The sequence below is a fragment of the Cereibacter ovatus genome (genome assembly GCF_900207575.1).
GTDB classification, from domain to species: Bacteria; Pseudomonadota; Alphaproteobacteria; order Rhodobacterales; family Rhodobacteraceae; genus Cereibacter_A; species Cereibacter_A ovatus.
Map to the genome: position 1 here is coordinate 111335 of NZ_OAOQ01000007.1, position 25429 is coordinate 136763.

The following is a 25429-nucleotide window of genomic DNA, read 5'->3' on the forward strand; positions in this document are numbered from 1 at the left end:
CGTTGTTTTCCTGAGCCCTGCCTTCGGATCGGATCGGCGCCCCATCGTGCCGCGCTGATACGAACGGCCCGCGACATCGGTGCAGACAGTGTGACCGACAGTTTCGGCGGAAATCGCGCGCGAACTCGGCTAGGCTTGCGCCCATATCATCGCGGAACGCCAGGCAACCACACAAGGATCACCCCGCAATGCAAGATGCGCTCGTCATTGCGACGCCGACTCTGCTGACGGCGTGCGCCCTTCGGGGTTGGCTGGGGGCAGGGCACCGGGTTGCCGAACTGTGGTGCTGCGAACCGCAAAGCGGCTTTCTGCGCCCGCCACGCAGCCTTGCCGGCCGGCTCTTCCCCGACTTCGACGCCGTGCGCATCGTCCGGCAGGCCGGGATCAAGGTCAGGCCCTGCCCGCCCCTGCGCCACTGGGCCGAGGCGGCGGGCGCCGCCCGCGCCACCGGCGCCGATGTGCTTGTGACCCTGATGACGATGCAGATCGTTCCCGATGCGCTGCTGGACGTCTTTGGCCCGCGCGCGGTGAACCTGCACCCCGCCCTTCTGCCGCATTATCGCGGTCCGGCGCCCCGGGTGGGGATGCTCTTTGACGGCGAGGCCGACCGCCATGGCGGGGTGACGCTGCATGTCCTTGCCCCCGCCATCGACGAGGGGGCGATCATCGCGCACTCTGCCTGCCCGCGGTCGGCCGCAGGCAACCTGTTCCAGTGGGATCACCAGATTGCCGCGGCGGCGGGGCGGCTTATGGCCAGGGATCTGCCCCGCTACCTGCGCGGCGAGATCGCCGCCCGACCGCAGGCCGCAGGTCAGGGCAGCTACCGCCGTCTTGGCCGGGGCGAGGCCGATCTTGGCCCGCATCTCGACCTGACAGAGACCCGCCGCCGGTTCGCGGCCTTCGGCCCGCATCATCTGCACCGCTGGGTCGGGGCTGACGGGCAGACAGTGCAGGTCACCGGCCTTGTGGCGGTGCAGGGCGGGCGCAGCGGCACGCCGGACCGCCTGACCGCAGCCAGCTTCCAGACCGATCTGCGCGATGCGCGGGTGGTCTTCCGCCGTCGCTCGCCGCTGTTCCAGATCCGGCGCACCGCCGCGCGTCTGGCCGCGATGCGGGACGCCCGGCAGCGCCTGCACGAAAAGGAGCATTGATCGTGCCCCCGCAACCGCTTCGGCTGGCGTTCGCCCCGCAGACCGATCCGGCCGAGATCCGGGTGCGGATCGCCGCTGGCCCGCACCAGCTTGGCACCGCGCGCTTCACCTGCCGGACCGGGCAGAGGCTGACGCCGACGGCCGATGCGCTGCTGTGTCTTGGGCTTTATCCGGCATCCGAGACCGGCACCGCGCTGGAGATCGACGGCGCGGTGGATGCCGGGCTGCTGTCGCGGGCCGCTACGATCACGGGGATGTTCCGCGACTGGTGGCCGGGCTGCCGCAGCGTTCCCGTCTCGGCGCAGCGGGCGGCCCCACGGACCGCCCCGCCGGCAGACGGCACGGCGGCCTTTTATTCGGGCGGCATCGATTCAAGTTTCACGCTTGCGGACGCGCTGCCGCGACTGACCGCCATCGTCACGCTGCTGGGGGTGGACGTGCCGCTGTCGGACCAAGAGGGCTGCGCCCGGATGGAAGCGATGTGCCGCGACGTGGCCGCCCGGCTGGGGATCGAGGCGGTGGTGATCGAAACCGACATCCGCCAGAAATTCCACCGCCATGCCAGCTGGATCGAATTCCACGGCTCGGCCCTGGCCGCGATCGGGCATCTGCTGTCAGGCCGAATCGGGCGTATCCTGATCGCCGCGTCCGGGGACGAAAAGGCATGGGGTGCGCCCTGGGGATCGCATCCGGGGCTTGATCCGCTGTTTGGCTCGGCCGCGCTGACGATCGAGCATCACGGGCTGGTGGCGCGGGTCGACAAGATCGCCCGCATCGCGCCGAACGATGCGCTGATGCATCACCTGCGGGTCTGCAACGTCGCGCGCCACAACTGCGGCGTTTGCGACAAATGCACCTTCGCCATGCGGGCGCTGGCCATTCTGGGTGCCTCGGGCCGGGCCCCCACCTTTCCGCCTGCGGTGCCGGGACAGGGGCGGTTCAAGATCACCGACGACGCCTTCCTGAGCGAGATGGAAAAGCTGCGCGCACGGGCCGAGGAAGCCAGCGACGCGACCACCTTCCTGCCCGAAATCGACCGCGCCATCGCCGTCTATCGGCGCAAACGCCTTTGGCGCCGCGGCTTTGGGCTTGAGTCCCTTCCGGCAAGGTTGCGTGTGGCCAAGCATCGGTGGCGCTGGCACAAGGACTCGCCATGATCGACATCGCCAGTTTCGTGATCCATCTTGACCGCGCCGAGGGCCGACTCCCCAATGTCGCCAACCTGCTGGACCGGCTGGGCCCTGCGGCGGAACAGTTGCAGGCCGTTGACGGCACGCAGATGAGCGCGGACGAGATCGCCCGTCATATCGGCGGCGCCTTCCTGCCGCGCTATCCGTTTCCCCTGCGTCGGGCCGAGGTGGCGACCTTTCTCAGCCATCGCCGCAGTTGGCAACGCATCGTGGACAGGGCGCTGCCGATGGCCCTTGTGATCGAGGATGACGCGACACTTGGCCCCGGGTTCGAACCGGCACTGGCGCTGGCGCTGCGGCATGTGACGGACGGGATGCTGATCCGCTTTCCGGTCAAGCGACGCGAACGGTTCCGGCAGATCCTGGCCAAAGACGGCGGCATCCGCCTTGGCCGACCGCGGACCGTGGCCCTTGGGATGCAGACGCAACTGGTGACGCAGGGCGCGGCGCGGCAGCTTCTGGCCATGACCGACCGCTTCGACAGGCCGGTGGATACCTTCCTGCAAGCGCGGTGGATTCACCACACCGATGTCCTGTCGGTGCTGCCATCGGGGGTGGGCGAAATGTCCGGCCGCCTTGGGGGCAGCCTGATCGGCGAAAAGGTCGGGCTGCTTGACCGGCTGCGGCGCGAGTTGCGACGCCCGGTGTTCCGTCTGGCCACGGCGATCCGGTCGCGGACCTGCCCATGATCCGCAAGCTGCGAAAGATCCGCCGCCACTGGGCGGCCCGCCTGCGTCCGGCCTCGCTGCCGCCGCTGTTCTGGCACATCGGCACACCGAATTTCGGTGACGACATCAACCCCGCCTTCTTCGAGGCGTTGTCTGGCGTCCGAACCCGCTTTGCCACCAACCGGGACGCCGTGCATTTTCTGGGCATGGGCAGCATCCTTGACCGGGCCACGCCGCAGTCGATCGTGCTGGGCGCGGGCCTGCTGGAACCCCGCCCCCCCGCCCCCGCGCCCATGCGCTGCGTGGCGCTGCGGGGCGCACTGACGGCAGCGGCGCTGGGGATCGATCCGGCGCAGGTGCCGCTGGGCGATCCGATGGTGCTGATCGACCGGCTGGTTCGCCCTGATCGCGGCAGCGACACCGGGTTCATCCCGCATGTCCGGCAGATCCGGTCGGCGCGGGGGGGGCTGCCCGCTGGAATGCGCCTGATCGATGTCGGCCGCGATCCCTGGGCGGTGATCCGCGAGATCGGCCATTGTCGCCGCATCATCAGCCAGTCGCTGCATGGCCTGATTGTGGCCGACGCGCTGGGTATCCCCAACCTCTGGCTGGCCCCTGCCGCGAACATGACCGGCGGGGCCTTCAAGTTTCAGGACTATTTCTCCACCCTTGACGCGCCCAAAACCCCGCACCCGCTGACCGCGGACCTGCTGCATTCACCGCCGGCCGCGGAATTCTCGGTCGGACACTATCGCGGCGACAAACCCGAGTATCACCGCCTTCTGGCCGCCGCATTGCAAGAGGGCACGCCATGACCGCAACCGGACGCCTGAAAGCCGTGGCAAAGGCCGCTCGCACGGGGGTGATGCGACCAATCAAGCTGGCCCTTGCCCGGCGCGCACGCGGGCGCAGTGCTGCGCGCTTTGTTGCGGTCACCGGCAGTTCGGGGAAATCCACCACCACCGCGCTTCTGGCCCATCTGCTGGCCGACGAAGGGCCGGTCGTGGCGCAGGTATTCTGGAACACGCTTGGCCCGCTGATCCGCACGCTGCGCCGCAGCCGCCGCGACACGCGCTTCGTCGTGGCGGAACTGGGCGTGGGGGGGCCGGGCCAGATGCCCGAGATGGCGGCGCTGTTCCGGCCGGACATGGCGGTGGTGACGATGATCGGGCGCGAACATTACAGCGCCTTCCGCTCGCGCGAGGCGGTCGCGCAGGAAAAGGGCACACTGGTCGAAACGCTGCCCCCGGGCGGCATCGCAGTGCTGAACGCCGACGACGATCTGGCCCTGGGCATGACGGCGCGGACGGCGGCGCGCTGCGTGACCTTCGGCTGGGCCGACAGTGCCGACTGCCGCATCCTGTCGGCCAGGGCGCAGTTGCCCGAACGGCTTGGCCTGCGCCTGCTGTGGCAGGGCCGGGCGATCGATCTGCAAACCCGCTTCACCGGCGCGCATTTCGCGCTGCCGGTCGCGGCGGCGGCGGCGGCGGCGCTGACCCTTGGCGTCCCGCCCGACGCGCTGGCCCGCCGCATCGCCCGCTTCGAGCCGCTTCACCTGCGCATGAGCATGCATCCCGTGCCGAACGGCCCGGTGCTGGTGGTGGATACCGCGAAGGCCCCGCTCGATACGGTCGATCTGGCGTTTCAGGCGATCCGCGATGCCCGCGCGCCGCGGCGGCGCATCGTGCTGGGCACCGTCTCGGATTATCCGGGCGCCCGCAAGCGCGCCTATCGGATGGCGGTATCGGCGGCGCTTCAGGCCGCTGACGAGGTGATGGTGGTCACCGAATCGGGCGGCGAAAGCTGGGCCGACGAGGCGGCCCATGCCGACGGCCGCTACAGGATCTTTACCAGCACGAAGGCGGCCGCCGACCACATCCGCGCCACCGCCATCCCCGACGAGATCATCCTGCTGAAGGCATCGACCAACCTTCACCTTGAACGGATCATGCTGCAATTCCAACAAGATGTGCGCTGCTGGATGACCGCTTGCGGCAAAGGCGATTCGTGCATCGCCTGTGGGCTGTCCGGCACCGACTACACGCTTCACCGCAGCGCGCGGCGCAAGGCACGCCTTGCGTGGCTGCTGCATCCCGCGCGCCTGTTCGGCGCCGGTGCGAAATCCTGACCCCTGCACGACAGCAGGGGTCGCAACCCCCTCAGGAACGGTAGCATGGCGGAAGACCGATTTGAGATCACCCGCCGGATCGAGCGTCCCTCGGCCGCCGAAACGGTGCTTGCGATGACCCGCCCGCACCCCAGCCCGCCAAAGCCGCGCCGCTTCACCGAAAAGGATCTGCAACTGGTGCTGCTGCATGGCGCGCTGGCGCTGGGGGCACGGCTGCTGCCGACCCGGCTGTGGGGGGCCCTGTGCCGCCTGACGGCAGCGCCCAAGGCAGGCCGGCTGCGCCGGAAGGGCATGGCCGCCTTCCGCCCCCGCGCAACGGCCGTTCTGGGGCCGTTGGGCGACCGCGACGCGGCCCGCCTGTTCGACCGGCAGCGCCAGCGGCTGTTCGAACGCCACCTGACCTACCTGCGCGAGCATATCCGCCCCGATCCGGTGCAATTCGCATTCGACGGCCTGGACCGGCTTTTCGCCTTGCTTGCGGGCGGGCGGGGGGCGATCCTGTGGGTGACGCCCGGTCTTGCCGACACGATCGTAACCAAGCGGGCACTGGCCCAAGCCGGCGTGCGCGCCTTTCAGGTCAGTGTGCGCAGTCACGGCTTTTCGCAAAGCCGGTTCGCGGTGCGGCATATCAATCCGGGCCAGCTGGCGGCCGAGGATCGCCATCTTGGCGGCCGCATCCTGTTTGACGGCGACGACACCCATACCGTCACCCGCCAGATCCTGACCCATCTGGGCGCAGGTCAGGCGGTGCTGTTCGCCAACAGCCGCTTTGCCGGCCGGTCCTTCCTTGCGGTGCCGTTCGCGCCGGGATTTCTGCTGCCGCTTGCCAGCACGCCGCTGTCGATCGCGGCCAGAAAGGGTGTACCGATCCATATCGTGACCGGGGTCGAGACCGACAGTTTCCGCAGCTACAGGATCGCGATCTCGGCCGATCTGCGGATCGGGCTTGACCCGGCCGAAGATGCGCAGGCCGCCATGGCGCTGCGTGCCCGCGATCACCTGCGCGCGGCGTTGCGCGATGCGCCCGACCAGATCCGGCTGTTCGACAGCCTGATCCCCGAGCCCTGACGCCTCGGAAGGTCCGGGCGAAGGTCTGCGCCCCGCCTTGGCCCCCGGATGTCGGGCCGCCAAGACCCGTGCCCCGCCGCAGTCACGTTGCCGGCACGGGCGGAACCGGGGTGGACCACAGCGGTTGACGCCCCGGACATCCCCTTTGCAGAGGCGCAGCATGAAAAAGTTCCTGATCCTGATCCCGGTCGTGGCCCTCGCGGCCGGATGCGAGACCCCCGACAAGACCACCGCGGCCAGCGCCTTGGGCGGCGCGGCGCTGGGCGCGGCCCTGTCCAGCGACAAAGACCGCGTGCAGGGCGCCGCCATCGGCGCGGCGGCGGGCGCCATCGCCGGCACCCTGATCGGCCCGACCAGCCCCAGCAGCAACACCTGCTACTATCGCAACGCCCGGGGCGAGCGGTTCACCGGCCCGTGCTGACCGCATGGCCCTGCCAAGGTGGCCGTTCGGCGGCCACCGGGCCGGGAAAACAACGCCGGCCCGGCGCCATGCCGGGCCAACCGTTCCGCCCGTCAGCGGACAGAAAGGCCCCTGCGCCCCGGGCACCGCTAGCCGATCCGGTGCCGTTCCGGCGCGTCATGGCCTGGCATCCCCCTGACCCACGATCTCGAACCGATCGACATCCACCAGACCGCGGTCGGTGATCTTCAGATGCGGGATCACCGGCAGCGCCAGAAACGCCAGTTGCAGGAACGGCTCTTCCAGCGTCACGCCCAGCGTCCGGGCCGCCGCGCGCAGGTCGGTCAGCGCATCGCGGACGGCCTCGAACGGCTGAAGACTGATCAGCCCGCCCAAAGGCAGCGCCAGTTCGGCCAGAATCCGCCCGCCCAGCGCCACGGCAAAGCCGCCCTCGATCTCGCGCAGGCGGTTCGCGGCCAGCGCCATGTCGGCATAATCCACCCCCACCACCGCCAGATTGTGATGATCGTGGCAAACGGTCGAGGCGATGGCCCCGCGTTGCAGGCCAAAACCGCGGACAAAGCCGGTGGCGCGGCCACCCGTGCGGCCATGACGCTCGATCACCGCGATCCGGGCCAGATCGCGGGCCGGATCGGGCGGGCGGTCGCCCTCGACGGTGGGAATGGCGATCTGAAGCCGCTCGGTGATGATCTTGCCCGGCAAGATGCCGATCACCGGCGTCGTGGCGGCCTTGCCCGGACAGCCAAACATCCCCGGCGTCAGTCCCGCCACCTTCACCGACTGCCGCGCCACCGGCGCAACGGTGCCGCGCGCGGCAAAGGCGGCCTCATCGGCCACCACACCGCCCGCCAGCACCAGCACGGCGCGGCACTCCTCCAGCGCGTCGATCACCACGATGTCGGCGCGCTTGCCCGGCGCGATCAGGCCGCGATCCTTCAACCCGAACGCCTCGGCGCCCGACAGGCTGGCCGCGCGATAGACCGCCAGCGGCGGCACCCCCAGCCCGATCGCGGTGCGGATCATGTGGTCGATATGGCCGTGTTCGGCGATATCCAGCGGATTGCGGTCGTCGGTGCACAGGCACAGGTAGGGCGACAGCCGTTCGGTCAGCAACGGCGCCAGCGCGTGCAGATCCTTGGAAACCGATCCTTCACGGATCAACACCCGCATCCCCTTGCGCAGCTTTTCCAGCGCCTCGTCGGCGGTCGTCGCCTCGTGTTCGGTGCGGATGCCGGCGGCGATATAGCCGTTCAGATCGTGCCCGCGCAGCAGCGGCGCATGGCCATCGATGTGGCGGCCGCGGAACGCCTCAAGCTTGGCAAGGCAGCTTTCGTCCTTTGCCAGAACGCCGGGAAAGTTCATGAACTCGGCCAGCCCGATCACCCGGGGATGATCCCTCAGCGGTGCCAGATCGCCCGCGTCCAGCATGGCGCCCGAGGTCTCCATATGCGTGGACGGCACGCAGGACGACAGTTGCACCCGGATATCCATCACCGTCAGCGCCGAAGCCTGAAGGAAATAGCCGATGCCTTCCAGCCCGCAGACATTGGCGATCTCGTGCGGGTCGCAGATCGCGGTGGTGATGCCGCGCGGGGTCACGCAGCGGTCGAATTCGAACGGTGTGACCAACGAGCTTTCGATGTGCAGATGCGTGTCGATGAAACCGGGGACAAGGATGCGCCCGGTGCAGTCGATCTCGCGCCGGCCGGTGTAGCTGCCGAAGGTGCCCACGATGGTGTCGCCGCAGATCGCGACATCGGTCTGCACCAACTCTCCTGTTATCAGGTCAAAGACCCGGCCGTTTTTCAGGACCACATCGGCCGGGACAACACCTCGGCCCTGATCGATAAGGTCGGAAAGGGAACGTCGCATCGGTTCCTCCTGTCGCGTGATCTTACAGAAACCCAGCGCGGGCGCCGCGTCCAGCCTGATCGGCCTTGTGCGGGGTCCTGGCCGGGGGGATAGTCCGGCAAGCCCCTTGCGCCGGCTGCGCCAAGGTGGTCCACCTGCCCTGTCAGGCTGAAGGTTTCCCATGCGCCCGCTTCATGGCATCGCCCTAAAGATCGGTTCGGTCCTGATCTTCATCGTCATGTCGGCGCTGATCAAGGCCACCGCCGACCGCGTGCCCGCGGGCGAGGCGGTCTTCTTCCGGTCGTTCTTCGCCATGCCGGTGATCCTTGTCTGGCTGATCTGGCGGCGCGAGCTGCGGGTGGGCCTGCGCGCGGCAAAGCCGATGGGTCATGTCTGGCGCGGGCTGGTGGGGACGCTGGCGATGGGGCTGGGCTTCGCCGGTCTGGCCTATCTGCCGCTGCCCGAGGTGATGGCGCTGGGCTATGCCGCGCCGCTGATGACGGTGATCTTCGCCGCGATGTTTCTGGGCGAGGAGGTGCGCGCCTTCCGCATCTCGGCAGTGATTCTTGGGCTGGTGGGGGTGCTGATCGTGCTGTCGCCGCGGCTGTCGGTGCTGTCGGGCGGCATGGGCCACCGCGAGGCGTTCGGCGCGGTTCTGGTGCTGGGCGGGGCGGTCTTTGCCGGGCTGGCGCAGGTCTTCATCCGCAAGCTGGTGATGACCGAGGCGACCGCCGCCATCGTGTTCTACTTCTCGTTGACGGCCACGCTTTTGTCCTTTGTCACCCTGCCCTTCGGCTGGGTCTGGCCCACCGCGCCCGAGGCCGCCCTGCTGATCGGTGCAGGCCTGCTGGGCGGGGTGGCGCAGATCCTGCTGACATCCAGCTATCGCCATGCCGATGCCTCGCTGGTGGCGCCGTTCGACTATGCCTCGATGATCTTCGCGCTGGCCATCGGCTATCTGGTGTTTGACGAGGTGCCGACGCTGGTGATGATGGCCGGCGCCAGCCTTGTGGTCGGCGCCGGCATCCTGATCATCTGGCGCGAACGGCGGCTGGGGCTGGAACGTGCCCGGCAGCGCAAGGCGATGACGCCGCAGGGCTGATCATTGCCAGCGGATCACCTCGTCGGCGGGAACAGAGCCGTCCAGCACTCGCCGCGCGTTCGGCAGATCGTTGGACTGCGCCCAGAGGGCCGCCGCTTCGGGGCTGCGGCCGGCATCCAGACCGCGGCGGATCAGCCGGCGTTCCAGTTCCTCGAACGGCACATCCAGAAACACCGTCAGGTCGAAGAAATCGCGCAAGTCCCGCCACGGATATTCGTCCAGCAGCAGATAGTTGCCTTCGACGACAAGGATATGATCCTCATCCGTTACCACATCGGCGGCCGCGCGCGACAACTCCATGGCGCGGTCAAAGACCGGAATCGCGATCTCGCCGCCGTCGCGCAGGCGGTGCATCAGATGCAGGAAACCGTGGATGTCGAAGGTTTCCGGCGCCCCCTTGCGGCTGGACAGGCCACGCTGCGCCAGCACCCGGTCGTCAAAGTGAAAGCCATCCATCGGCACCACCCGCGCGCCCTGCCCCAGCGCCGCCACCACGGCTGCGGCCAGCGTCGACTTGCCCGCGCCGGGCGGCCCGGCAAGGGCCACGATGATCCGGCCCCGCCCGTCGGCCCCTTGCAGGATCTTCTGCGCAAGATCTTCCGTGGTCATGCGAATTCGTTCAGCTTTTCGGGCGCCATCGCCCCGGTCATCAGCGCGACCGCATCCGACATCGAATGTCGCCGGGGGTCGATCACGCACAGCCGGCGGCCAAGACGGTGGACATGGATGCGGTCGGCCACCTCGAACACATGGGGCATGTTGTGGCTGATGAGAACGATCGGCAGCCCGCGGCGCTTCACATCCAGAATCAGCTCCAGCACCCGGCGGCTTTCCTTCACCCCCAGCGCGGCGGTGGGTTCGTCCATGATCACGACCTTGGACCCGAAGGCCGCCGCCCGCGCCACCGCCACCCCCTGCCGCTGGCCGCCCGACAGCGTCTCGACCGCCTGCCCGATGTTCTGGATCGTCATCAGGCCCAGTTCGGTCAGCTTTTCGCGGGCCCGCCGCTCCATCTCGGCGCGGTCGAGGGCGCGGAACCACTTGCCCATGATGCCGGGTTTGCGGATCTCGCGGCCAAGGAACATGTTGTCGGCGATGGACAAGGCCGGCGACAGCGCAAGGTTCTGATAGACCGTCTCGATCCCCGCTTCGCGCGCATCCAGCGGCGAGACGAAGGACATCGGCCGGCCGTCCAGTTCGATCGTGCCTTCGTCCACCTTCACCGCGCCCGACAGCGCCTTGATCAACGAGGACTTGCCGGCGCCGTTGTCGCCGATCACGGCCAGAATCTCGCCGGGATACAGGTCGAAGTCGCAGTTATTCAGCGCCGTGACCTTGCCGTAACGCTTCACAAGGCCCCTTGCCTTCAGAATCGGTTCCATCACGCGGCCGCCTTTCTGATCCACTGGTCCACGGCCACCGCCGCGATGATAAGGACGCCGATAAGCAGGTAGGTCCATTGCGGGTCCGTCCCCATCAGCTTCAATCCAAGCGAGAACACCCCCACGATCAGCGCCCCGAACAGCATCCCCAGCACCGAGCCGCGACCACCGAACAGGCTGATCCCGCCGATCACCACCGCGGTGATCGATTCGATGTTGGCAAACTGCCCCGCCGTGGGCGAGACCGAGCCCAGCCGGCCGATCATCACCCAGCCCGCCAAGGCGCAGATCAGCCCCGACAGCGTGTAGACCGTCACCAGCACCTTCCTGGTCTGCACGCCCGCCAGTTCCGCCGCATCGGGATCGTCGCCCACGGCATAGACATGGCGCCCCCACGCGGTCTGGCGCAGGACATAGGCGATCAGCAGAACCAGCACGATCAGCAGCACCGCGCCATAGGTAAAGACCGCGCCGCCGCGCCCGGCCTCGTCCGCGCCGATGCGGAAGGTGTTGCCGAAGAATTGCAGGATCGGCGCCTTGGCCGAGATGTCCTGCGCGCGGATGGTCTCGTTCGCGGAATACAGGAAGTTCGTGGCCAGCACGATCTGCCACATGCCGAGCGTGACGATGAAGGGCGGCAGCTTCATCCGCGCGACCAGCGTCCCGTTGACGAAGCCGATGGCCGCCCCCGCCGCCAGCCCGCACAAGACCGACAGCGGCGCCGGGATGCCATAGCGGAAGGTGAACTGCCCCATGATGACCGACGACAGCACCATGATCGCCCCCACCGACAGGTCGATCCCCGCGGTCAGCACCACCAGCGACTGCGCGGCGCCCACGATGCCGACGATGGCCACCTGTTGCAGGATCAGCGTCAGCGTGAAGGCGGAAAAGAACTTCTGGCCCAGAAGCGCGCCGAACACCGAAATCGAGACCACCAGCACGATCAGCGGCACCAGCGACGGCGTCTGATGCAGCAGCTGCCGGGCGCGCTGCACCGGCGACTTTCTCTGCGTGAACTCGGCCACCGCCTCGGGGTTGCGCGCCAGCGCCGCCTCGAAGCCCTGCGGCCCACGGGTTTCGGTTGCCATGTCTGTCGACCTCCCGGTTTGCGGACGCGCCCCCCGCGCGGCCTTGTGGCAAGGGGGCGGCGCACCCGCCCCCCGCCCGTGTCAGCAGGGCGGCATCAGCCCCAGCACAGCTCGGCGCCGCGGGTGCTGTCGATCGACTCGACCCCCTCGACCGGCTGATCGGTGACCAGCAACACGCCGGTATCGGTGAAGGTCTTGCCCTCGGTCACCGCGGGCTTGGTGCCGTCCTTGGCAAAGGCCGCGATCGCCTCGACCCCAAGCGAGGCCATGCGCAGCGGATATTGCTGCGAGGTGGCGCCGATCACCCCGCCCTTCACGTTCTGCACGCCCGGGCAACCGCCATCGACCGAAACGATGGTGACATCGGCTTCGCGGCCGATGGATTTCAGCGCCTCGTAGGCGCCGGCCGCGGCGGGTTCGTTGATGGTATAGACCAGATCGATCATCGGATCCTGCGCCAGCAGGCTTTCCATCGCGCGGCGGCCGCCTTCTTCGTTGCCGTCGGTCACGTCATGGCCGACGATGCGCGGATCGGTCTCGTCGCCCCAGCGGTTCGGGTCACCCAGATCGACGCCGAAGCCCTGAAGGAAGCCCTGCGCCCGCAGCACATCGACCGAGGGCTGCGACACGCCAAGGTTCAGCATCGCGATCCGCGCAGTCGCGGCGGCATCGCCCATCTTCGCCCGCGCCCACTGGCCGATCAGTTCGCCGGCGATGAAGTTGTCGGTGGCAAAGGTGCCGTCCGCGGCCTCGATCGGGTCCAGCGGCGTGTCCAGCGCGATCACAAGGATGCCCGCATCCCGCGCCTTCTGCACCGCGGGCACGATGCCCTTGGTATCCGAGGGCGTGATCAGGATGCCCTTGGCGCCATCCGCGATGCAGGTCTCGATCGCCGCCACCTGGCTTTCGCTGTCGCCGTCGATCCGGCCGGCATAGGATTTCAGGGTGATGCCCAGTTCCTGCGCCTTGGCGGTGGCGCCTTCCTTCATCTTCACGAAGAACGGGTTGGTGTCGGTCTTGGTGATCAGGCAGGCATTCACCTCTTGCGCCAGCGCCGGCACCGCCGACAGGGCAAGCGCCGCGGCGCCCCCCAGAAGGGTGGTCTTGAAATGGGTCACGATGTCATCCTCCCAGTGGCGGGGCTTCCTCGGCCCGCCGTTTCGCTTTGCGCAAGCGTTCCTCCCGCCGCGACGCCTTTATGGAAGCCGATTCCCGGCCTTGCGTCAATAATTAAATCACTCTGATTTAGTATTGACAGAGCAGCCGCCGCACGGCCCAATGATCAGGCAGGTTCGCCTGCCGGGGAGGGAAGATGATCGTGAAACAGGAACCCGAGACGGCGGAACGCCCCGCCGCGGCGGCGCTGCGGTTGCGCGGATCGAATCAAAGCGGGATGCGCGCCCATAACGAACGGCTGGTGCTGTCGCTGGTCCGGCGCGAAGGCGCGCTGGCCAAATCCGACATCGCCCGGATCACCGGGCTTTCGGCGCAGACCGTATCCGTCATCATGCGCGGGCTTGAGGCCGACGGCCTGCTGATGCGCCGTGACCCGATCCGCGGGCGGATCGGCCAGCCCTCGGTGCCGATGGCGCTGGCGCCGGACGGGGCGTGGTTTCTGGGGCTGAAGATCGGGCGGCGGTCGCTGGAACTGACGCTGATCGACTTCGTGGGCACGCCGGTCGCCTCGCGCCGGCGGACCTATCCCTACCCCACCCCCGACGCCGTGATGGCCTTCGTGACCGAGACGCTGCCCGCGGTTCTGGCCCATCTGCCGCCCGAGCGGCTGGACCGGGTCGGCGGCATGGGGATCGCCATGCCGTTTCAGCTGTGGAACTGGGTGCAGCATGTCGGCGCGCCGCAATCCGAGATGGACGCCTGGCGCCACCGTGACATCCAGTCCGAACTGGCCGCGCTGACGGGGATGCCGGTCCATGTCCAGAACGATGCCACCGCGGCCTGCGGCGCCGAACTGGTGTTCGGCAGCGGCGACCGGCCCAAGGACTTCCTGTATTTCTACTTTGCCTATTTCATCGGGGGCGGGCTGGTCCTGAACGGCCATCTGTTCACCGGGCGCACCGGCAATGCCGCGGGCGTGGGGCCGATGCCGGTTCCGGGCCGCGATGGCCAGATGCAGCGGCTGTTGAATGTGGCCTCGATCTCGGTTCTGGCCGAGTCGATGGCGGCCGCGGGCGAAGACCCCTCGACGCTGTGGGAAACTCCTGATCGCTGGCAGGTCGGCGCGGCGGTGCTGTCCGATTGGCTGGACGGCGCGGCGGCGGGGCTGGCTTCGGCCATCCTCAGCGCCGCGGCACTGGTCGAAATGGATACCGTGATGATCGACGGCTGGATGCCGCGCGCGATCCGGGCCGAAATCGTGCGCCGGACCGACGCGGCGCTGCATCGGCTGGACCTGTCAGGGATCGATCCGCCCCAGATCCGTGAAGGCACGGTGGGCGCGCAGGCCCGCGCGCTGGGGGCGGCGGCGATCCCGCTGTCGCACCGCTACCTTCTGGAAGCCTGGGGCGCGCTGCCCGAAGCCTGAGGGGCCGTCGCGGAAAACCGGCGCGATGCGGGCGGCAAATCCCGCACTTCGGGTTGACAGATGAGGGGCACGCCCACATTTAGGGACTAACCTATCCCGAACCTGAAAGAATTTCATGATCGCGTCCCCACGCACATCAGGAAAGGAGAGCCGGGCGGCATGTCTCTCGCGCTGATCGCCGCCCTTCCGTTCCTTGGGGCCCTGTTGCCCGGCCTTTTGATCCGATCCGGCCGCAATGCCTGCGCGCTGGCCACCGGCACGGTGACGGCACTGGCGTTGCTGATGCTGGGGCTGCACGCCCCCGCCGTCCTGTCGGGCGAGGTGATCCACACCCGGATCGAATGGATGCCCGCGCTGGGGCTGAACGCCAATTTCTTTCTGGACGGGCTGGGCCTGCTGTTCGCGGGTCTGATCCTGGGGATCGGTCTGCTGATCATCCTTTACGCGCGGTTCTATCTGTCGTCGCGCGATCCGATGGGGCAGTTCTACACATATCTTCTGCTGTTCCAAGGCGCGATGGTCGGGATCGTGCTGTCCGACAACATCCTGCTGTTGCTGGTATTCTGGGAGTTGACGTCGCTGTCGTCCTTCCTGCTGATCGGCTACTGGAAACACCTGCCCGAGGGGCGTCAGGGCGCGCGGATGGCCTTGGCCGTGACCGGGACGGGTGGCCTTGCGATGATCGCGGGGATGCTGATCCTGGGCCAGATCGCCGGCAGCTACGACCTGAGCGTGATCCTGCAATCGCGCGAGGCGATTCAGGCGTCAGACTGGTATCTGCCGGCGCTGGTGTTGATCCTGCTGGGCTGCTTCACCAAGTCGGCGCAGTTCCCGTTCCATTTCTGGCTGCCGCACGCGATGGCGGCGCCGACGCCGGTTTCAGCCTATCTGCATTCCGCGACCATGGTGAAGGCCGGGCTGTTCCTGATGGCGCGCATGTGGCCGGTTCTGGCCGGCACGCCGGAATGGTTCTATCTGGTCGCCACCACCGGCCTTGTGACGATGGTCGTCGCCGCCAAGATCGCGCTGTTCAAGGACGATCTGAAGGCGCTTCTGGCGTTCTCGACCGTGTCGCATCTGGGGCTGGTGACGATGCTGCTGGGCTTTGGCACCAAGGCGGCTGCCATTGCCGCGATCTTTCACATCATCAACCATGCCACGTTCAAGGCTGCGCTGTTCATGTGCGCGGGCATCGTCGATCACGAAACCCATACCCGCGACCTGAAACGGCTGGGCGGGTTGCGGAGGCTGATGCCGGTGACCTTCGCGCTGTCGACCATCGCCGCTCTGTCGATGGCCGGGGTTCCGCCGCTCAACGGCTTCCTTTCGAAAGAGATGATGCTGGAAGAGGTCGCGCATACCGCATGGGCCGGGCAGGTCTGGCTGATGCCGGCCTTTGCGACGCTGGGGGCGCTGTTCTCGGTCGCCTACAGCCTCCGTTTCATCGCGCATGGCTTTCTTGGCCCGGTGCGCAAGGACTATCCGTCAAAGCCGCACGATCCGCCCTTCGGCATGTGGGCCGCGCCGGCGGTTCTGGTGCTGCTGTTGGTGGCCATCGGGCTGGCGCCGATGCCGGTGGCAGGCTGGCTGGTCGATGCCGCCGCAGGCGCCACGACCGGCGGGCTGGTCCATGCCCATATCTCGCACTGGCACGGGCTGACGCCGGCGCTGTGGATGTCGGTTGCGGCCATCGGCGGCGGGCTGATCCTGCTTTCCGCCCACCGCCCGCTGATGCGCGCATGGCTGGCCACCCCCCGCCCCGAGGCGAAACGGCTGTTCGACGGGGTTCTTGAGCCCCTTGCCACCGCCGCGCGCGGCGTGACGCAGGGGCTGCATGACGGGGCGCTGAGCCGCTATTTCGCCATTGCCACCGTTGCCGTGGTGACCGCCGGGGCTGCGGCCTTCCTGACCGGCAGCCATCAGGGCGGAACCCGCGCGCCGACCCCGGTCGATCTGGTGCCGGTGGTGGGGTGGTTCCTGCTGATCGCGGCCACCGTGGCCTTGGTGCTGCGCCACCACGACCGCTTCCTCAGCCTTGTGTTTGTGGGGGTGGTGGGCCTGATCGTGTCGATGGGGTTTGCCTATCTCTCGGCGCCCGACCTTGCGCTGACGCAGATCCTGGTCGAGGTCGCGACCGTGATCCTGTTGCTGCTGGCGCTGAACTTCCTGCCCAAGCGCACCCCGGCCGAGACCGGCCTTGCGCGCCGCCTGCGCGACGGCGCCATCGCCTGCGCGGCCGGGCTGGGGTCGGGCGGGCTGATCTACCTGCTGATGACGCGCAACGCGGCTTTCCCCAGCATCGCGGATTATCATCTGGCCAATGCCAAGACCGGCGGCGGCGGAACCAATGTGGTCAATGTGATCCTTGTGGACTTCCGCGGCTTCGACACTTTCGGCGAGATCACCGTTCTGGGCATCGCCGCGCTGGTGATCTTTGCCCTGACCGAAACCGTCCTGCGCGCAGGCCCCGCCAACGACCGCCTGCTGGGCTGGTCGCAGCGGCACAGGCAGGCCGGCGACCGCCACCCGCTGATGTTCGTGGTGGCGACCCGGATGGTGCTGCCGATCGCGCTGATGGTGGGCATCTACATCTTCCTGCGCGGCCACAACCTGCCCGGTGGCGGCTTCATCGCCGGCCTTGTCGTCGCCGTTGCCGCGCTGATGCAATACATGGCCTCGGGGTTTGGCTGGACCTCGGCGCGCAAGCGGGTGGAATATCACGCGCTGATCGCGGTGGGGGTGCTGATCGCCGCCGCGGCCGGGGTGGGGTCGTGGTTCGCGGGACGGCCATTCCTGACCTCGGCCTATGGCTATGTCACCCTTCCGCCTCTGGAAAAGTTCGAGCTGGCAACCGCGATGGTCTTTGACATCGGCGTGTTCCTGACCGTGCTGGGCGCGGTGATGCTGGCGCTTGCCTCGATCTCGCGCATTGCCGTCCGCGCGGGCGAGAGGGTCTCGGCCACGCCTTATGACGTGGACCTGCCCGGCGACGGATACGGAGACCGCTGATGGAGGTTCTTATGGCAAGTGCCGTCGGCATCCTGACCGCGGCGGGCACCTATCTGATCCTGCGGCTGCGGACCTTTCCGGTCATCGTGGGGCTGGCGCTGCTGTCCTATGCGGTGAACATCTTCATCTTCGCCAGTGGCCGGCTGGCGGTGGCGCTGCCCCCGGTTCTCAGCACTCAGGCCGAGGGATATACCGACCCGCTGACGCAGGCGCTGGTGCTGACCGCCATCGTGATCTCGTTCGGGATGACGGCGGTGATCGTCATGCTGGCGCTGGGTGCGTTTCTGGAAACCGGATCGGACCGGATCGATACCGACGATGACGACGAGGGCGCGCGATGAACCACTGGCTCGTTGCCCCGATCGTCCTGCCTGCCATCCTTGCGCCGCTGATGGTGCTGTGGATGCGGCATGACCTGCCATTGCAGCGGGTGGTCTCGGTCGCGGGAACCGTTCTGCTGTGCGCGGTGGCGGGGGGGCTGCTGGCCATGTCCGCCGACACCCCGCCCGAGGTTTACCGGCTGGGCAACTGGCCCGCGCCGTTCGGCATCGTGCTGGTGCTTGACCGGCTGGCCGCGCTGATGGTGGCGCTGACGGCGTTTCTGGCGCTGATGGTGTTGCTTTACGTCATCGGCACCGGCTGGGACCGGCGGGGCCATCATTTCCACCCGCTGTTCCAGTTCCAGTTGATGGGTCTTTGCGGGGCATTCCTGACCGGCGATGCCTTCAACCTGTTCGTGTTCTTCGAGGTGCTGCTGATCGCCAGCTATGGCCTGATGATCCACGGCGGCGGCCGCACAAGACTGCGCGCGGGGGTGCAGTATGTCGCGTTCAACCTGCTCGGCTCGACGCTGTTCCTGTTCGGGCTGGCCACGATCTATGGCGTGACGGGCACGCTGAACATGGCCGATCTTGGGGTGAAGGTCGCAACGCTGCCCGAAAGCGAGGCGGCCCTTGTCCGGGTGGCGGGCGTGATCCTGCTGGCGGTCTTTGCCATCAAGGGCGCGCTGGTGCCGTTCCAGTTCTGGTTGCCGGGCACCTATGCCGCGGCGCCGGGGCCGGTGGCGGCGCTGTTTGCGGTGATGACCAAGGTCGGCGCCTATGCGGTGATCCGGGTGTTCGGTCTGGTGTTTCCCACCGACACGCCGGCCACGGGCGGCCTTTATTCCGACCTGCTGTTGCCGGCGGCGCTGGTGACGCTGGTGCTGGGCGCGGTGGGGGTGCTGGGGGCGGCCAGCCTTGGGCGGATGGTGGCCTTTGCCGCCATCGCCTCGATGGGGACGCTGTTTGTGGCGATCTCGGGCTTTCGGCCCGATGCCACGGCGGCGGCGCTTTACTATCTGCTGCATTCCACGCTGGCCACGGCGGTGCTGTTCCTGATCGCCGATCTGGTGCAGGCGCGGCGCGGCGGGGACGGGCTGGCCGCCCGCCGCCCCCCCATCGCACAAGAGGGGCTGATCGCGTCGCTGTTCTTTGCCGGCGCCATCGCACTGGCGGGGATGCCGCCGCTGTCGGGCTTTGTGGGCAAGCTTCAGATCCTTGACGCTTTCCGCGGGCCGTCGATGGTCTGGGTCTGGGCCGTCATTCTGGGCAGTTCGCTGGTGATGATCCTTGGCTTTTCCCGCGCCGGCAGCCTGCTGTTCTGGAGATCGCACGAAACCCTGACCGAACCCGACCCCATCGCGCCCAGCCCGCTGGCTTTCGTCGCGGTGGGCGGGCTGCTGGCGGCGCTGGTGGCGCTGACGCTGGCCGGTGGGCCGGTCAGCGCCCATCTGCGCGACATCGCGGCCGAACTGCATGACCGCGCGCCCTATATCCGTGCCAACATCCTGCCAGAGAGCCAGCCATGATCCGCCGGCTGTTTCCCCACCCGTGGCTTAGCCTGACGCTGGTCGTGACCTGGATGCTGCTGGTCAACAAGGTCGCGCTGGGAAGCCTGGTCTTTGCCGCGATCCTTGCGACGCTTGTGCCGTTGCTGACCGCCTCTTACTGGCCAAAGCAGACCCGGCTGAAAAGCCCCGTGCGGCTGGCGGCCTATATCCTGCTGGTGATCGGCGACATCGTGCGGGCCAACATCGCGGTGGCGCAGATCATCCTGTTCTACCGCAAGGACCGGATTCGTTCGGCCTGGATCACGGTCCCGATCGAGCTGACCTCGCCCGAGGCGGTGGCCATGCTGTCGGGGACCATCACCCTGACGCCCGGCACGCTGGTGGCGGACATGTCGGGCTGCGGGCGGGTTCTGCTGATCCACTGCCTGCACGCCCCCGACCCCGACGCCGTGCGCGACGAGATCAAGACCCGATACGAGGCCCGGCTGAAAAGGATCTTCGCATGATCGGATATGCCCTGACCTATGCGCTTGGCTGCTTCGGCATCGCGCTGGCCTGCAATCTGTGGCGGGTACTGCGCGGGCCCACCATCGCCGACCGGATTCTGGCGCTGGACACGATGGTGATCAACATGATCGCGCTGATCGTGCTTTATGGCATCCGTCAGGGGGGACCGCTGAACTTCGAGGCGGCGCTGCTGTTCGCCATGACCGGCTTTGTCTCGACCGTGGCCTATGCCAAGTTCCTTCTGCGCGGCAACATCATCGAGTGATCCCCATGGAACCGGCTTTCGAAATCGTTGTCACCGCGCTTCTGGTCATCGCCGGCACCTTCGGCCTGATCGGCAGCTTTGGCCTCCTTCGGCTGACGGATGCGATGCAGCGGCTGCACGCGCCGACCAAGGCCACGACGGTGGGTGTGGGGGCGGCCCTGATCGCCTCGGTGATCGACCTTTATCTCTACCGTTCCGAACTGACGTGGCAAGAGCTGCTGGTCGCGGTCTTTCTGTTCATCACCGCGCCGATCACCGCGTTGTTTCTGGCCAAGATCCACCTGCACCAGACCGTCCCGCGCGACTTGCTGCCGCCAACCGGGACCGGCCGCGACTGGGCGACGTTCGATCAGACCGCCAATGGCCCCACCCCCGAACTGCCGAAGGACTAGGCGACAGCGCCCCGTTTGCACGTTCTTACGCATGTAGGTCACAGGCAGGTGACAGCTTCGCTTGACCGATGCCTCTGCGCATGGTTCTGGAACCATGCTTGCGTGTCGCGAAAGGCGCCCCTTCATGCTTGATCTGACGTCTCACTGGGCGGGGATTTTGTCCCTCGTCATTTTCGTGGTGGCCTATGTCCTCGTCGTGTTCGAGGAAACCACCCATATGCGGAAATCCAAGCCCGTCATGATGGCGGCGGGCCTGATCTGGATGCTGATCGGCATCGCCTATGCGCTGGCGGGCCACAGCGAGGAAACCTATGAACTCTCGTCCCATATCATCGAGGAATATGGCGAGCTGTTCCTGTTCCTGCTGGTGGCGATCACCTATGTGAACACGCTGGAAGAACGCCGCGGCTTCGAGGTGTTGCGCGCGAAACTGGTCAGCCTTGGCCTAAGCTATCGCAGCCTGTTCCTGCTGACCGGGGTTCTGGCCTTCTTCCTGTCGGGCGTTCTTGACAACCTGACCACCGCGCTGGTGATGGGCACGGTGGTGGTGGCGCTGGGCAGCCATTCGCCGCGCTTTGTCACCATCGGCTGCATCTCGATCGTGGTGGCGGCCAATGCGGGCGGGGCCTTCACCCCGTTCGGCGACATCACCACGCTGATGGTCTGGCAGAAGGGCAAGATGGAGTTCTTCGAATTCTTCGCGATCTTCTTCCCCTCGCTGGTGAACTGGCTGGTGCCGGCCGCGTTCATGTATTTCGCAGTGCCGCATGGCACACCCGCGCCCAAGGAAGAACATGTGCGCGCCAAGCCCGGCGCGCTGGGGGTGGCGGTGCTGTTCGGCCTGACCATCGTGACAGCGGTCTGTTTCAAGAACTTCCTGCACCTGCCGCCCGCGTTGGGCATGATGCTGGGTCTGGGCTATCTGCAACTGTGGTCCTACCACCTCAAGCGCGACGGAACCCGGCGTCAGCATGACGACATGGTTCTGGACAGCTTTCACCAGATCCAGCGGGTGGAATGGGACACGCTGCTGTTCTTCTTCGGCATCATCTTCGCGGTGGGCGGCCTTGGGGTTCTGGGCTATCTGACGCTGGCCTCGCAGCTGCTGTATACTGACCTTGGTCCGACCTATGCCAACATCATCATCGGGGCGCTGTCGGCCATCGTGGACAACATCCCGCTGATGTTCGCGGTTCTGACCATGGACCCGCAGATGTCCCACGGCCAATGGCTGCTGATCACCCTGACCTGCGGCGTCGGCGGTTCGATGCTGTCGATCGGCTCGGCGGCGGGGGTGGCGCTGATGGGGCAGGCGAAAGGCGCCTACACCTTCTTTGGCCACCTGAAATGGACATGGGCCATCGCCCTTGGCTATGTCGCCTCGATTGGCGTGCATCTGGTGCTGAACGCCAACCACTTCTGACGCCCGCCCGATCCCTTGCGCCGCAGGCGGGCCCCGTGCCACCCTGCGGCGCAACCGGACCGGAGGCCCCTTGTGACCACAGACCTGACCCGCGCCGCGGCGCAGCTTCCGCAACTGGCCCATCCGCGCAATCCGGGGATGGCGCTGGATCTGGAATGGGTGGCACAGGCACAGGCCAACGCGCCGGCCATCGCCCGCCGCGCGGCCAGCCTGCCGGCGACGCGCGGGGTCAAGAAGGACCATCAGGCGGCATGGCTGTGCAAGGCCATCAGCCTGATCGACCTGACCGCCCTTTCCGGCGACGACACCCCGGGCCGCGTCCGGCGCCTCTGCGCCAAGGCCCGCCAGCCGGTGCGCCCCGACCTGCTGGCCGCGCTGGGAATGGAGGGGCTGACCACCGGCGCCGTCTGCGTCTATCACGAGATGGTGGAAACCGCGGTCAGGGCGCTCGACGGTTCCGGCATCCCGGTGGCGGCAGTCTCGACCGGCTTTCCCGCGGGGCTGTCGCCCTACCGGCTGCGGCTGGCCGAGATCGGTGAAAGCGTGGCGGCCGGCGCGTCCGAGATCGACATCGTGATCTCGCGCCGGCATGTGCTGACCGGCGACTGGCAGGCACTTTACGACGAGATGTGCCAGATGCGGCAGGCGGCGGGTTCCGCCCATGTCAAGGCGATCCTTGCCACGGGCGAGTTGGGATCGCTGCGCAACGTCGCCCGCGCCAGCCTTGTCTGCATGATGGCCGGCGCCGATTTCATCAAGACCTCGACCGGGAAAGAGCCGGTGAATGCCACGCTGCCGGTGTCGCTGACCATGATCCGCGCGATCCGCGACTATCAGGACCGGACCGGCTTCCGCATCGGATTCAAACCGGCGGGCGGGATCTCGAAGGCAAAAGAGGCGCTGGTCTATCTGGCGATGATGAAAGAGGAACTGGGCCACCCGTGGCTTCAGCCCGATCTGTTCCGCTTCGGTGCCTCGTCGCTGCTGGGCGATATCGAACGGCAGCTCGATCACCATGTGACCGGCTGCTACAGCGCCGCCAACCGCCATCCGCTGGGGTGATGCCATGTCCGTCCGCGACCTGTTTACCGCCATGAGCTATGGCCCCGCCCCCGACAGCCCCGCCGAGGCGCTGGCCTGGATCGAATCCCATGGCGGCCGCCTCGGGCATTGGATCGACGGCGCCTTCGGCACGCCCGACACCGCCTTTGCCATCGCGAACCCGGCCACGGGGGCGGTGCTGGCCCATGTCGCGCAAGGCACCGCCGCCGATGTCGACGCGGCGGTGACATCGGCCCGCCACGCCCAGACGGAATGGGCGCAGCGATCGGGCCACGACCGCGCCCGCGTGCTGTATGCGCTGGCCCGGCTGGTGCAGAAGCACAGCCGCCTTTTGGCGCTGCTTCAGACGCTTGAGACCGGCAAGCCCCTTCGCGACAGCCACGATGCGGATCTGCCGCTGGTCGCACGGCATTTCAGCTATCACGCGGGCCTTGCCCAACTGTCCGGGACCGAGTTTCCAGGGCTGGTGCCGCTTGGCGTTTGCGCCGCGGTGATCCCGTGGCATGCGCCGCTGCGGATGCTGGCGTGGAAAGTGGCGCCGGCACTGGCGGCCGGCAATGCCGTGGTGCTGAAACCGTCCAGGCAGACCCCGCTGACCGCGCTGCTGTTTGCCGATCTGTCGCGGCAGGCCGGGCTGCCGCCCGGGGTTCTGAACGTGGTGACGGGCGATGGTGCGACGGGGGCCGCGCTGGTTGCGCATCCCGGCGTGGCCAAGGTGGCCTTTGCCGGTTCGACCAAGGTCGGCCGACAGATCCGGCAGGCCGTGGCCGGCAGTGGCAAGGCGCTGACGCTGATGCTGGGCGGCGCTTCGGTCGTGATCGTGTTCGAGGATGCCGATCTCGATTCGGCTGTCGAGGGGGTGATTGACGGGGTCTTCACCCACCACGGTCAGGCCGGCGCGCGGCTTCTGGTGCAAGAGGGGCTAGCCGACCGCTTTCACACAAAGCTCCGGCGCCGGATCGAGCGGTTGCGCATCGGCGACCCGCTGGACAAATGCACCGACATCGGCGCCCTGCCCGCCCGGCCAGAGTTGGACCGGATCGCGCATCTGGTGGCCGCAACGCCGGGGGCCGAACTGTTCCGCCCCGCCCCGCCCCTCGCCGACGGCCGCTTCTGCGCGCCGATGCTGATCACCGGCCTTTCGCCCGCTTCGGCGTCGATGCAGGATGAGATCCCCGGCCCCGTGGGTGTCGCAACCACCTTCCGCACCCCGGCCGAAGCGGTCGAGCTTGCCAACAACAGCCGCCATGGCCTTGCCGCCTCGGTCTGGACCGAGAATGGCAGCCTTGCGCTGGCTGTGGCGCGCAAGCTGAAAGCCGGCGTGGTCTGGATCAATGCCACCCACCAGTTCGACGCGGCAGCGGGCTTTGGCGGCCTGCGCGACAGCGGCTTTGGCCGCGACGGCGGGCTGGAAGGGTTCCGCGACTGGCTGAAGCCCGCGAAGGCCGTGCCGCCGCCCGCGCCGCGCCTTGCGCCGATGCCCGCGCCAGAGCGGCCAAAGGCGCCCGACATCGACCGCACCGCCAAACTGTTCATCGGCGGCAAGCAGGTCAGGCCCGATGGCGGCGGTAGCCGCGCGGTCTGGTCGGCGCAGGGCCGGCTTCTGGGCCACGCGCCACTGGGCAACCGCAAGGACATCCGCAACGCCGTCGAGGCCGCCCGCGCCGCGACCGGCTGGGCCGCGACCTCGGGCTACAATCGCGCGCAGGTGCTTTACTACATGGCCGAGAACCTCTCGGCCCGGGCGGAAGAGTTCGCCGCCCGGCTGCGGGATCTGACCGGCACCCCCGGCGAGGCCGAGGTCGAGGCCGCGATTTGCCGGCTGTTCGACGCCGCCGCATCGGCCGGCAGCGTCGAAGGCCGCGTGAAGCCCGCGCCGTTCGACGGTCTGGTGATGGCGCTGCCCGGGCCGATGGGGGTGGTGGGCATCCTGTGCCCCGATGCGGCGCCGCTTCTGGGCCTTGTGTCGCTGATGGCGCCGGCGATCGCGATGGGCAACACCTGTGTTCTGGTCCCGTCAGAGCCGTTCCCGCTGGCCGCGACGGATTTCTGTCAGGTGATCGAAACCTCGGACCTGCCGGCGGGGGTGGTGAACCTTGTGACCGGCGCGCATCGGGATCTGGCGCCGACGCTGGCCGGCCATATGGGGGTGGATGCCGTCTGGTGCTTCTCGGGGGCGGATCTGTCGGCGGCGATCGAGGCGGCATCGGCCGAAAACCTGAAGCGAAGCTGGATCGGCACGGGCTGCGAGGACGCCAGCCCCGCCGAGGTTCTGCGGCAGGCGGTCGAGATCCGGACCGTGTGGGCGCCGGCGGGGGTCTGACTAAAGGGCATGACAGGGGGGCA

General features: G+C 67.8%; 23 protein-coding genes. 18 read left to right on the forward strand and 5 right to left on the reverse strand.

All coding sequences use genetic code 11. The features are described 5' to 3' along the window. Positions 1-188 precede the first annotated feature (188 nt). From CRO07_RS09905 to CRO07_RS09935, 7 genes are all read left to right on the forward strand, one after another. Positions 189-1151, forward strand: a complete 963-nt coding sequence (locus CRO07_RS09905) for a formyltransferase family protein (protein ID WP_097030531.1) — start codon at positions 189-191, stop codon at positions 1149-1151. Positions 1152-1153: 2 nt separating this feature from the next. Next, a complete protein-coding gene (locus tag CRO07_RS09910) occupies positions 1154-2308 on the forward strand; it encodes an adenine nucleotide alpha-hydrolase family protein (protein WP_097030532.1) in 1155 nt (384 codons plus the stop codon). Beyond that, positions 2305-3030, forward strand: coding sequence for a glycosyltransferase family 25 protein (locus CRO07_RS09915; protein WP_097030533.1), 726 nt, complete (start codon positions 2305-2307; stop codon positions 3028-3030). Before CRO07_RS09910 ends, CRO07_RS09915 begins: the two co-directional genes overlap by 4 nt. Further along, positions 3027-3824 carry a polysaccharide pyruvyl transferase family protein gene (locus CRO07_RS09920; protein WP_097030534.1) on the forward strand — a complete coding sequence of 266 codons (798 nt, stop codon included), beginning with the start codon at positions 3027-3029 and terminating at the stop codon, positions 3822-3824. Before CRO07_RS09915 ends, CRO07_RS09920 begins: the two co-directional genes overlap by 4 nt. Next, on the forward strand, positions 3821-5137 hold the full coding sequence (locus CRO07_RS09925; RefSeq protein ID WP_097030535.1) for a Mur ligase family protein: 1317 nt from the start codon (positions 3821-3823) through the stop codon (positions 5135-5137). The genes CRO07_RS09920 and CRO07_RS09925 overlap by 4 nt, the downstream gene beginning before the upstream one ends. Positions 5138-5182: 45 nt before the next feature. Further along, entirely contained in the window at positions 5183-6205 is a 1023-nt protein-coding gene (locus tag CRO07_RS09930) for a hypothetical protein (protein WP_097030536.1), read from the forward strand. 160 nt (positions 6206-6365) lie between these two features. Beyond that, positions 6366-6626, forward strand: coding sequence for a YMGG-like glycine zipper-containing protein (locus CRO07_RS09935; RefSeq protein WP_097030537.1), 261 nt, complete (start codon positions 6366-6368; stop codon positions 6624-6626). Positions 6627-6782: 156 nt separating this feature from the next. Here the strand turns inward: CRO07_RS09935 and ade are convergent, their stop codons facing one another. Further along, on the reverse strand, positions 6783-8498 hold the full coding sequence (ade, locus tag CRO07_RS09940; protein WP_097030538.1) for an adenine deaminase: 1716 nt from the start codon (positions 8496-8498) through the stop codon (positions 6783-6785). 160 nt (positions 8499-8658) lie between these two features. Between ade and CRO07_RS09945 the strand changes: the two genes are divergently transcribed. Then, positions 8659-9579: a DMT family transporter gene (locus CRO07_RS09945; protein ID WP_097030539.1), complete on the forward strand. Its 921-nt coding sequence runs from the start codon at positions 8659-8661 to the stop codon at positions 9577-9579. Here the strand turns inward: CRO07_RS09945 and CRO07_RS09950 are convergent, their stop codons facing one another. The 4 genes from CRO07_RS09950 to CRO07_RS09965 all read right to left on the reverse strand — a co-directional run bounded on the left by CRO07_RS09950 (position 9580) and on the right by CRO07_RS09965 (position 13170). Then, on the reverse strand, positions 9580-10188 hold the full coding sequence (locus CRO07_RS09950; protein ID WP_097030540.1) for a nucleoside/nucleotide kinase family protein: 609 nt from the start codon (positions 10186-10188) through the stop codon (positions 9580-9582). Next, on the reverse strand, positions 10185-10961 hold the full coding sequence (locus tag CRO07_RS09955; protein WP_097030541.1) for an ATP-binding cassette domain-containing protein: 777 nt from the start codon (positions 10959-10961) through the stop codon (positions 10185-10187). Before CRO07_RS09955 ends, CRO07_RS09950 begins: the two co-directional genes overlap by 4 nt. Beyond that, positions 10961-12052 (reverse strand): ABC transporter permease, encoded by a 1092-nt coding sequence (locus CRO07_RS09960; RefSeq protein WP_097030542.1) that lies wholly within the window; start codon positions 12050-12052, stop codon positions 10961-10963. Before CRO07_RS09960 ends, CRO07_RS09955 begins: the two co-directional genes overlap by 1 nt. Positions 12053-12147: 95 nt before the next feature. After that, positions 12148-13170, reverse strand: a complete 1023-nt coding sequence (locus tag CRO07_RS09965; protein WP_097030543.1) for a sugar ABC transporter substrate-binding protein — start codon at positions 13168-13170, stop codon at positions 12148-12150. 200 nt (positions 13171-13370) lie between these two features. On the opposite strand from CRO07_RS09965, the gene CRO07_RS09970 reads away from it, so the two are divergent. The 10 genes from CRO07_RS09970 (at position 13371) to CRO07_RS10015 (ending at position 25406) form a co-directional block, all read left to right on the forward strand. Next, on the forward strand, positions 13371-14594 hold the full coding sequence (locus CRO07_RS09970) for an ROK family transcriptional regulator (protein WP_097030587.1): 1224 nt from the start codon (positions 13371-13373) through the stop codon (positions 14592-14594). A gap of 159 nt (positions 14595-14753) precedes the next feature. Further along, positions 14754-17603: a monovalent cation/H+ antiporter subunit A gene (locus CRO07_RS09975; protein WP_097030544.1), complete on the forward strand. Its 2850-nt coding sequence runs from the start codon at positions 14754-14756 to the stop codon at positions 17601-17603. Continuing rightward, a complete protein-coding gene (locus CRO07_RS09980) occupies positions 17603-17944 on the forward strand; it encodes a Na+/H+ antiporter subunit C (protein ID WP_097030545.1) in 342 nt (113 codons plus the stop codon). The genes CRO07_RS09975 and CRO07_RS09980 overlap by 1 nt, the downstream gene beginning before the upstream one ends. Continuing rightward, on the forward strand, positions 17941-19452 hold the full coding sequence (locus tag CRO07_RS09985) for a monovalent cation/H+ antiporter subunit D (protein ID WP_097030546.1): 1512 nt from the start codon (positions 17941-17943) through the stop codon (positions 19450-19452). Before CRO07_RS09980 ends, CRO07_RS09985 begins: the two co-directional genes overlap by 4 nt. After that, a complete protein-coding gene (locus tag CRO07_RS09990; RefSeq protein WP_097030547.1) occupies positions 19449-19940 on the forward strand; it encodes a Na+/H+ antiporter subunit E in 492 nt (163 codons plus the stop codon). The genes CRO07_RS09985 and CRO07_RS09990 overlap by 4 nt, the downstream gene beginning before the upstream one ends. Then, entirely contained in the window at positions 19937-20206 is a 270-nt protein-coding gene (locus CRO07_RS09995; protein WP_097030548.1) for a K+/H+ antiporter subunit F, read from the forward strand. The genes CRO07_RS09990 and CRO07_RS09995 overlap by 4 nt, the downstream gene beginning before the upstream one ends. Before the next feature lie 5 nt (positions 20207-20211). Next, a complete protein-coding gene (locus tag CRO07_RS10000; RefSeq protein ID WP_097030549.1) occupies positions 20212-20598 on the forward strand; it encodes a Na+/H+ antiporter subunit G in 387 nt (128 codons plus the stop codon). A gap of 124 nt (positions 20599-20722) precedes the next feature. Beyond that, entirely contained in the window at positions 20723-22021 is a 1299-nt protein-coding gene (gene nhaD, locus CRO07_RS10005; RefSeq protein WP_097030550.1) for a sodium:proton antiporter NhaD, read from the forward strand. A gap of 72 nt (positions 22022-22093) precedes the next feature. Continuing rightward, positions 22094-23083, forward strand: a complete 990-nt coding sequence (gene deoC / locus CRO07_RS10010) for a deoxyribose-phosphate aldolase (RefSeq protein ID WP_235840969.1) — start codon at positions 22094-22096, stop codon at positions 23081-23083. A gap of 4 nt (positions 23084-23087) precedes the next feature. Further along, positions 23088-25406 (forward strand): aldehyde dehydrogenase family protein, encoded by a 2319-nt coding sequence (locus CRO07_RS10015; RefSeq protein WP_097030551.1) that lies wholly within the window; start codon positions 23088-23090, stop codon positions 25404-25406. Positions 25407-25429: the final 23 nt, after the last annotated feature.

Excerpts from the sequence above, each read along its gene's own strand:
- CRO07_RS09990 (WP_097030547.1), top strand. The coding sequence starts at position 19,449 with ATGATCCGCCGGCTGTTTCCCCACCCGTGGCTTAGCCTGACGCTGGTC.
- CRO07_RS09925 (WP_097030535.1), top strand. The coding sequence starts at position 3,821 with ATGACCGCAACCGGACGCCTGAAAGCCGTGGCAAAGGCCGCTCGCACG.
- nhaD (WP_097030550.1), top strand. The coding sequence starts at position 20,723 with ATGCTTGATCTGACGTCTCACTGGGCGGGGATTTTGTCCCTCGTCATT.
- CRO07_RS09945 (WP_097030539.1), top strand. The coding sequence starts at position 8,659 with ATGCGCCCGCTTCATGGCATCGCCCTAAAGATCGGTTCGGTCCTGATC.
- CRO07_RS09985 (WP_097030546.1), top strand. The coding sequence starts at position 17,941 with ATGAACCACTGGCTCGTTGCCCCGATCGTCCTGCCTGCCATCCTTGCG.
- CRO07_RS09995 (WP_097030548.1), top strand. The coding sequence starts at position 19,937 with ATGATCGGATATGCCCTGACCTATGCGCTTGGCTGCTTCGGCATCGCG.
- CRO07_RS10015 (WP_097030551.1), top strand. The coding sequence starts at position 23,088 with ATGTCCGTCCGCGACCTGTTTACCGCCATGAGCTATGGCCCCGCCCCC.
- CRO07_RS09955 (WP_097030541.1), bottom strand. The coding sequence starts at position 10,961 with ATGGAACCGATTCTGAAGGCAAGGGGCCTTGTGAAGCGTTACGGCAAG.
- CRO07_RS09920 (WP_097030534.1), top strand. The coding sequence starts at position 3,027 with ATGATCCGCAAGCTGCGAAAGATCCGCCGCCACTGGGCGGCCCGCCTG.
- CRO07_RS09975 (WP_097030544.1), top strand. The coding sequence starts at position 14,754 with ATGTCTCTCGCGCTGATCGCCGCCCTTCCGTTCCTTGGGGCCCTGTTG.
- CRO07_RS09960 (WP_097030542.1), bottom strand. The coding sequence starts at position 12,052 with ATGGCAACCGAAACCCGTGGGCCGCAGGGCTTCGAGGCGGCGCTGGCG.
- CRO07_RS09930 (WP_097030536.1), top strand. The coding sequence starts at position 5,183 with ATGGCGGAAGACCGATTTGAGATCACCCGCCGGATCGAGCGTCCCTCG.
- CRO07_RS10000 (WP_097030549.1), top strand. The coding sequence starts at position 20,212 with ATGGAACCGGCTTTCGAAATCGTTGTCACCGCGCTTCTGGTCATCGCC.
- CRO07_RS09935 (WP_097030537.1), top strand. The coding sequence starts at position 6,366 with ATGAAAAAGTTCCTGATCCTGATCCCGGTCGTGGCCCTCGCGGCCGGA.
- CRO07_RS09950 (WP_097030540.1), bottom strand. The coding sequence starts at position 10,188 with ATGACCACGGAAGATCTTGCGCAGAAGATCCTGCAAGGGGCCGACGGG.
- CRO07_RS09980 (WP_097030545.1), top strand. The coding sequence starts at position 17,603 with ATGGAGGTTCTTATGGCAAGTGCCGTCGGCATCCTGACCGCGGCGGGC.
- ade (WP_097030538.1), bottom strand. The coding sequence starts at position 8,498 with ATGCGACGTTCCCTTTCCGACCTTATCGATCAGGGCCGAGGTGTTGTC.
- CRO07_RS09905 (WP_097030531.1), top strand. The coding sequence starts at position 189 with ATGCAAGATGCGCTCGTCATTGCGACGCCGACTCTGCTGACGGCGTGC.
- CRO07_RS09915 (WP_097030533.1), top strand. The coding sequence starts at position 2,305 with ATGATCGACATCGCCAGTTTCGTGATCCATCTTGACCGCGCCGAGGGC.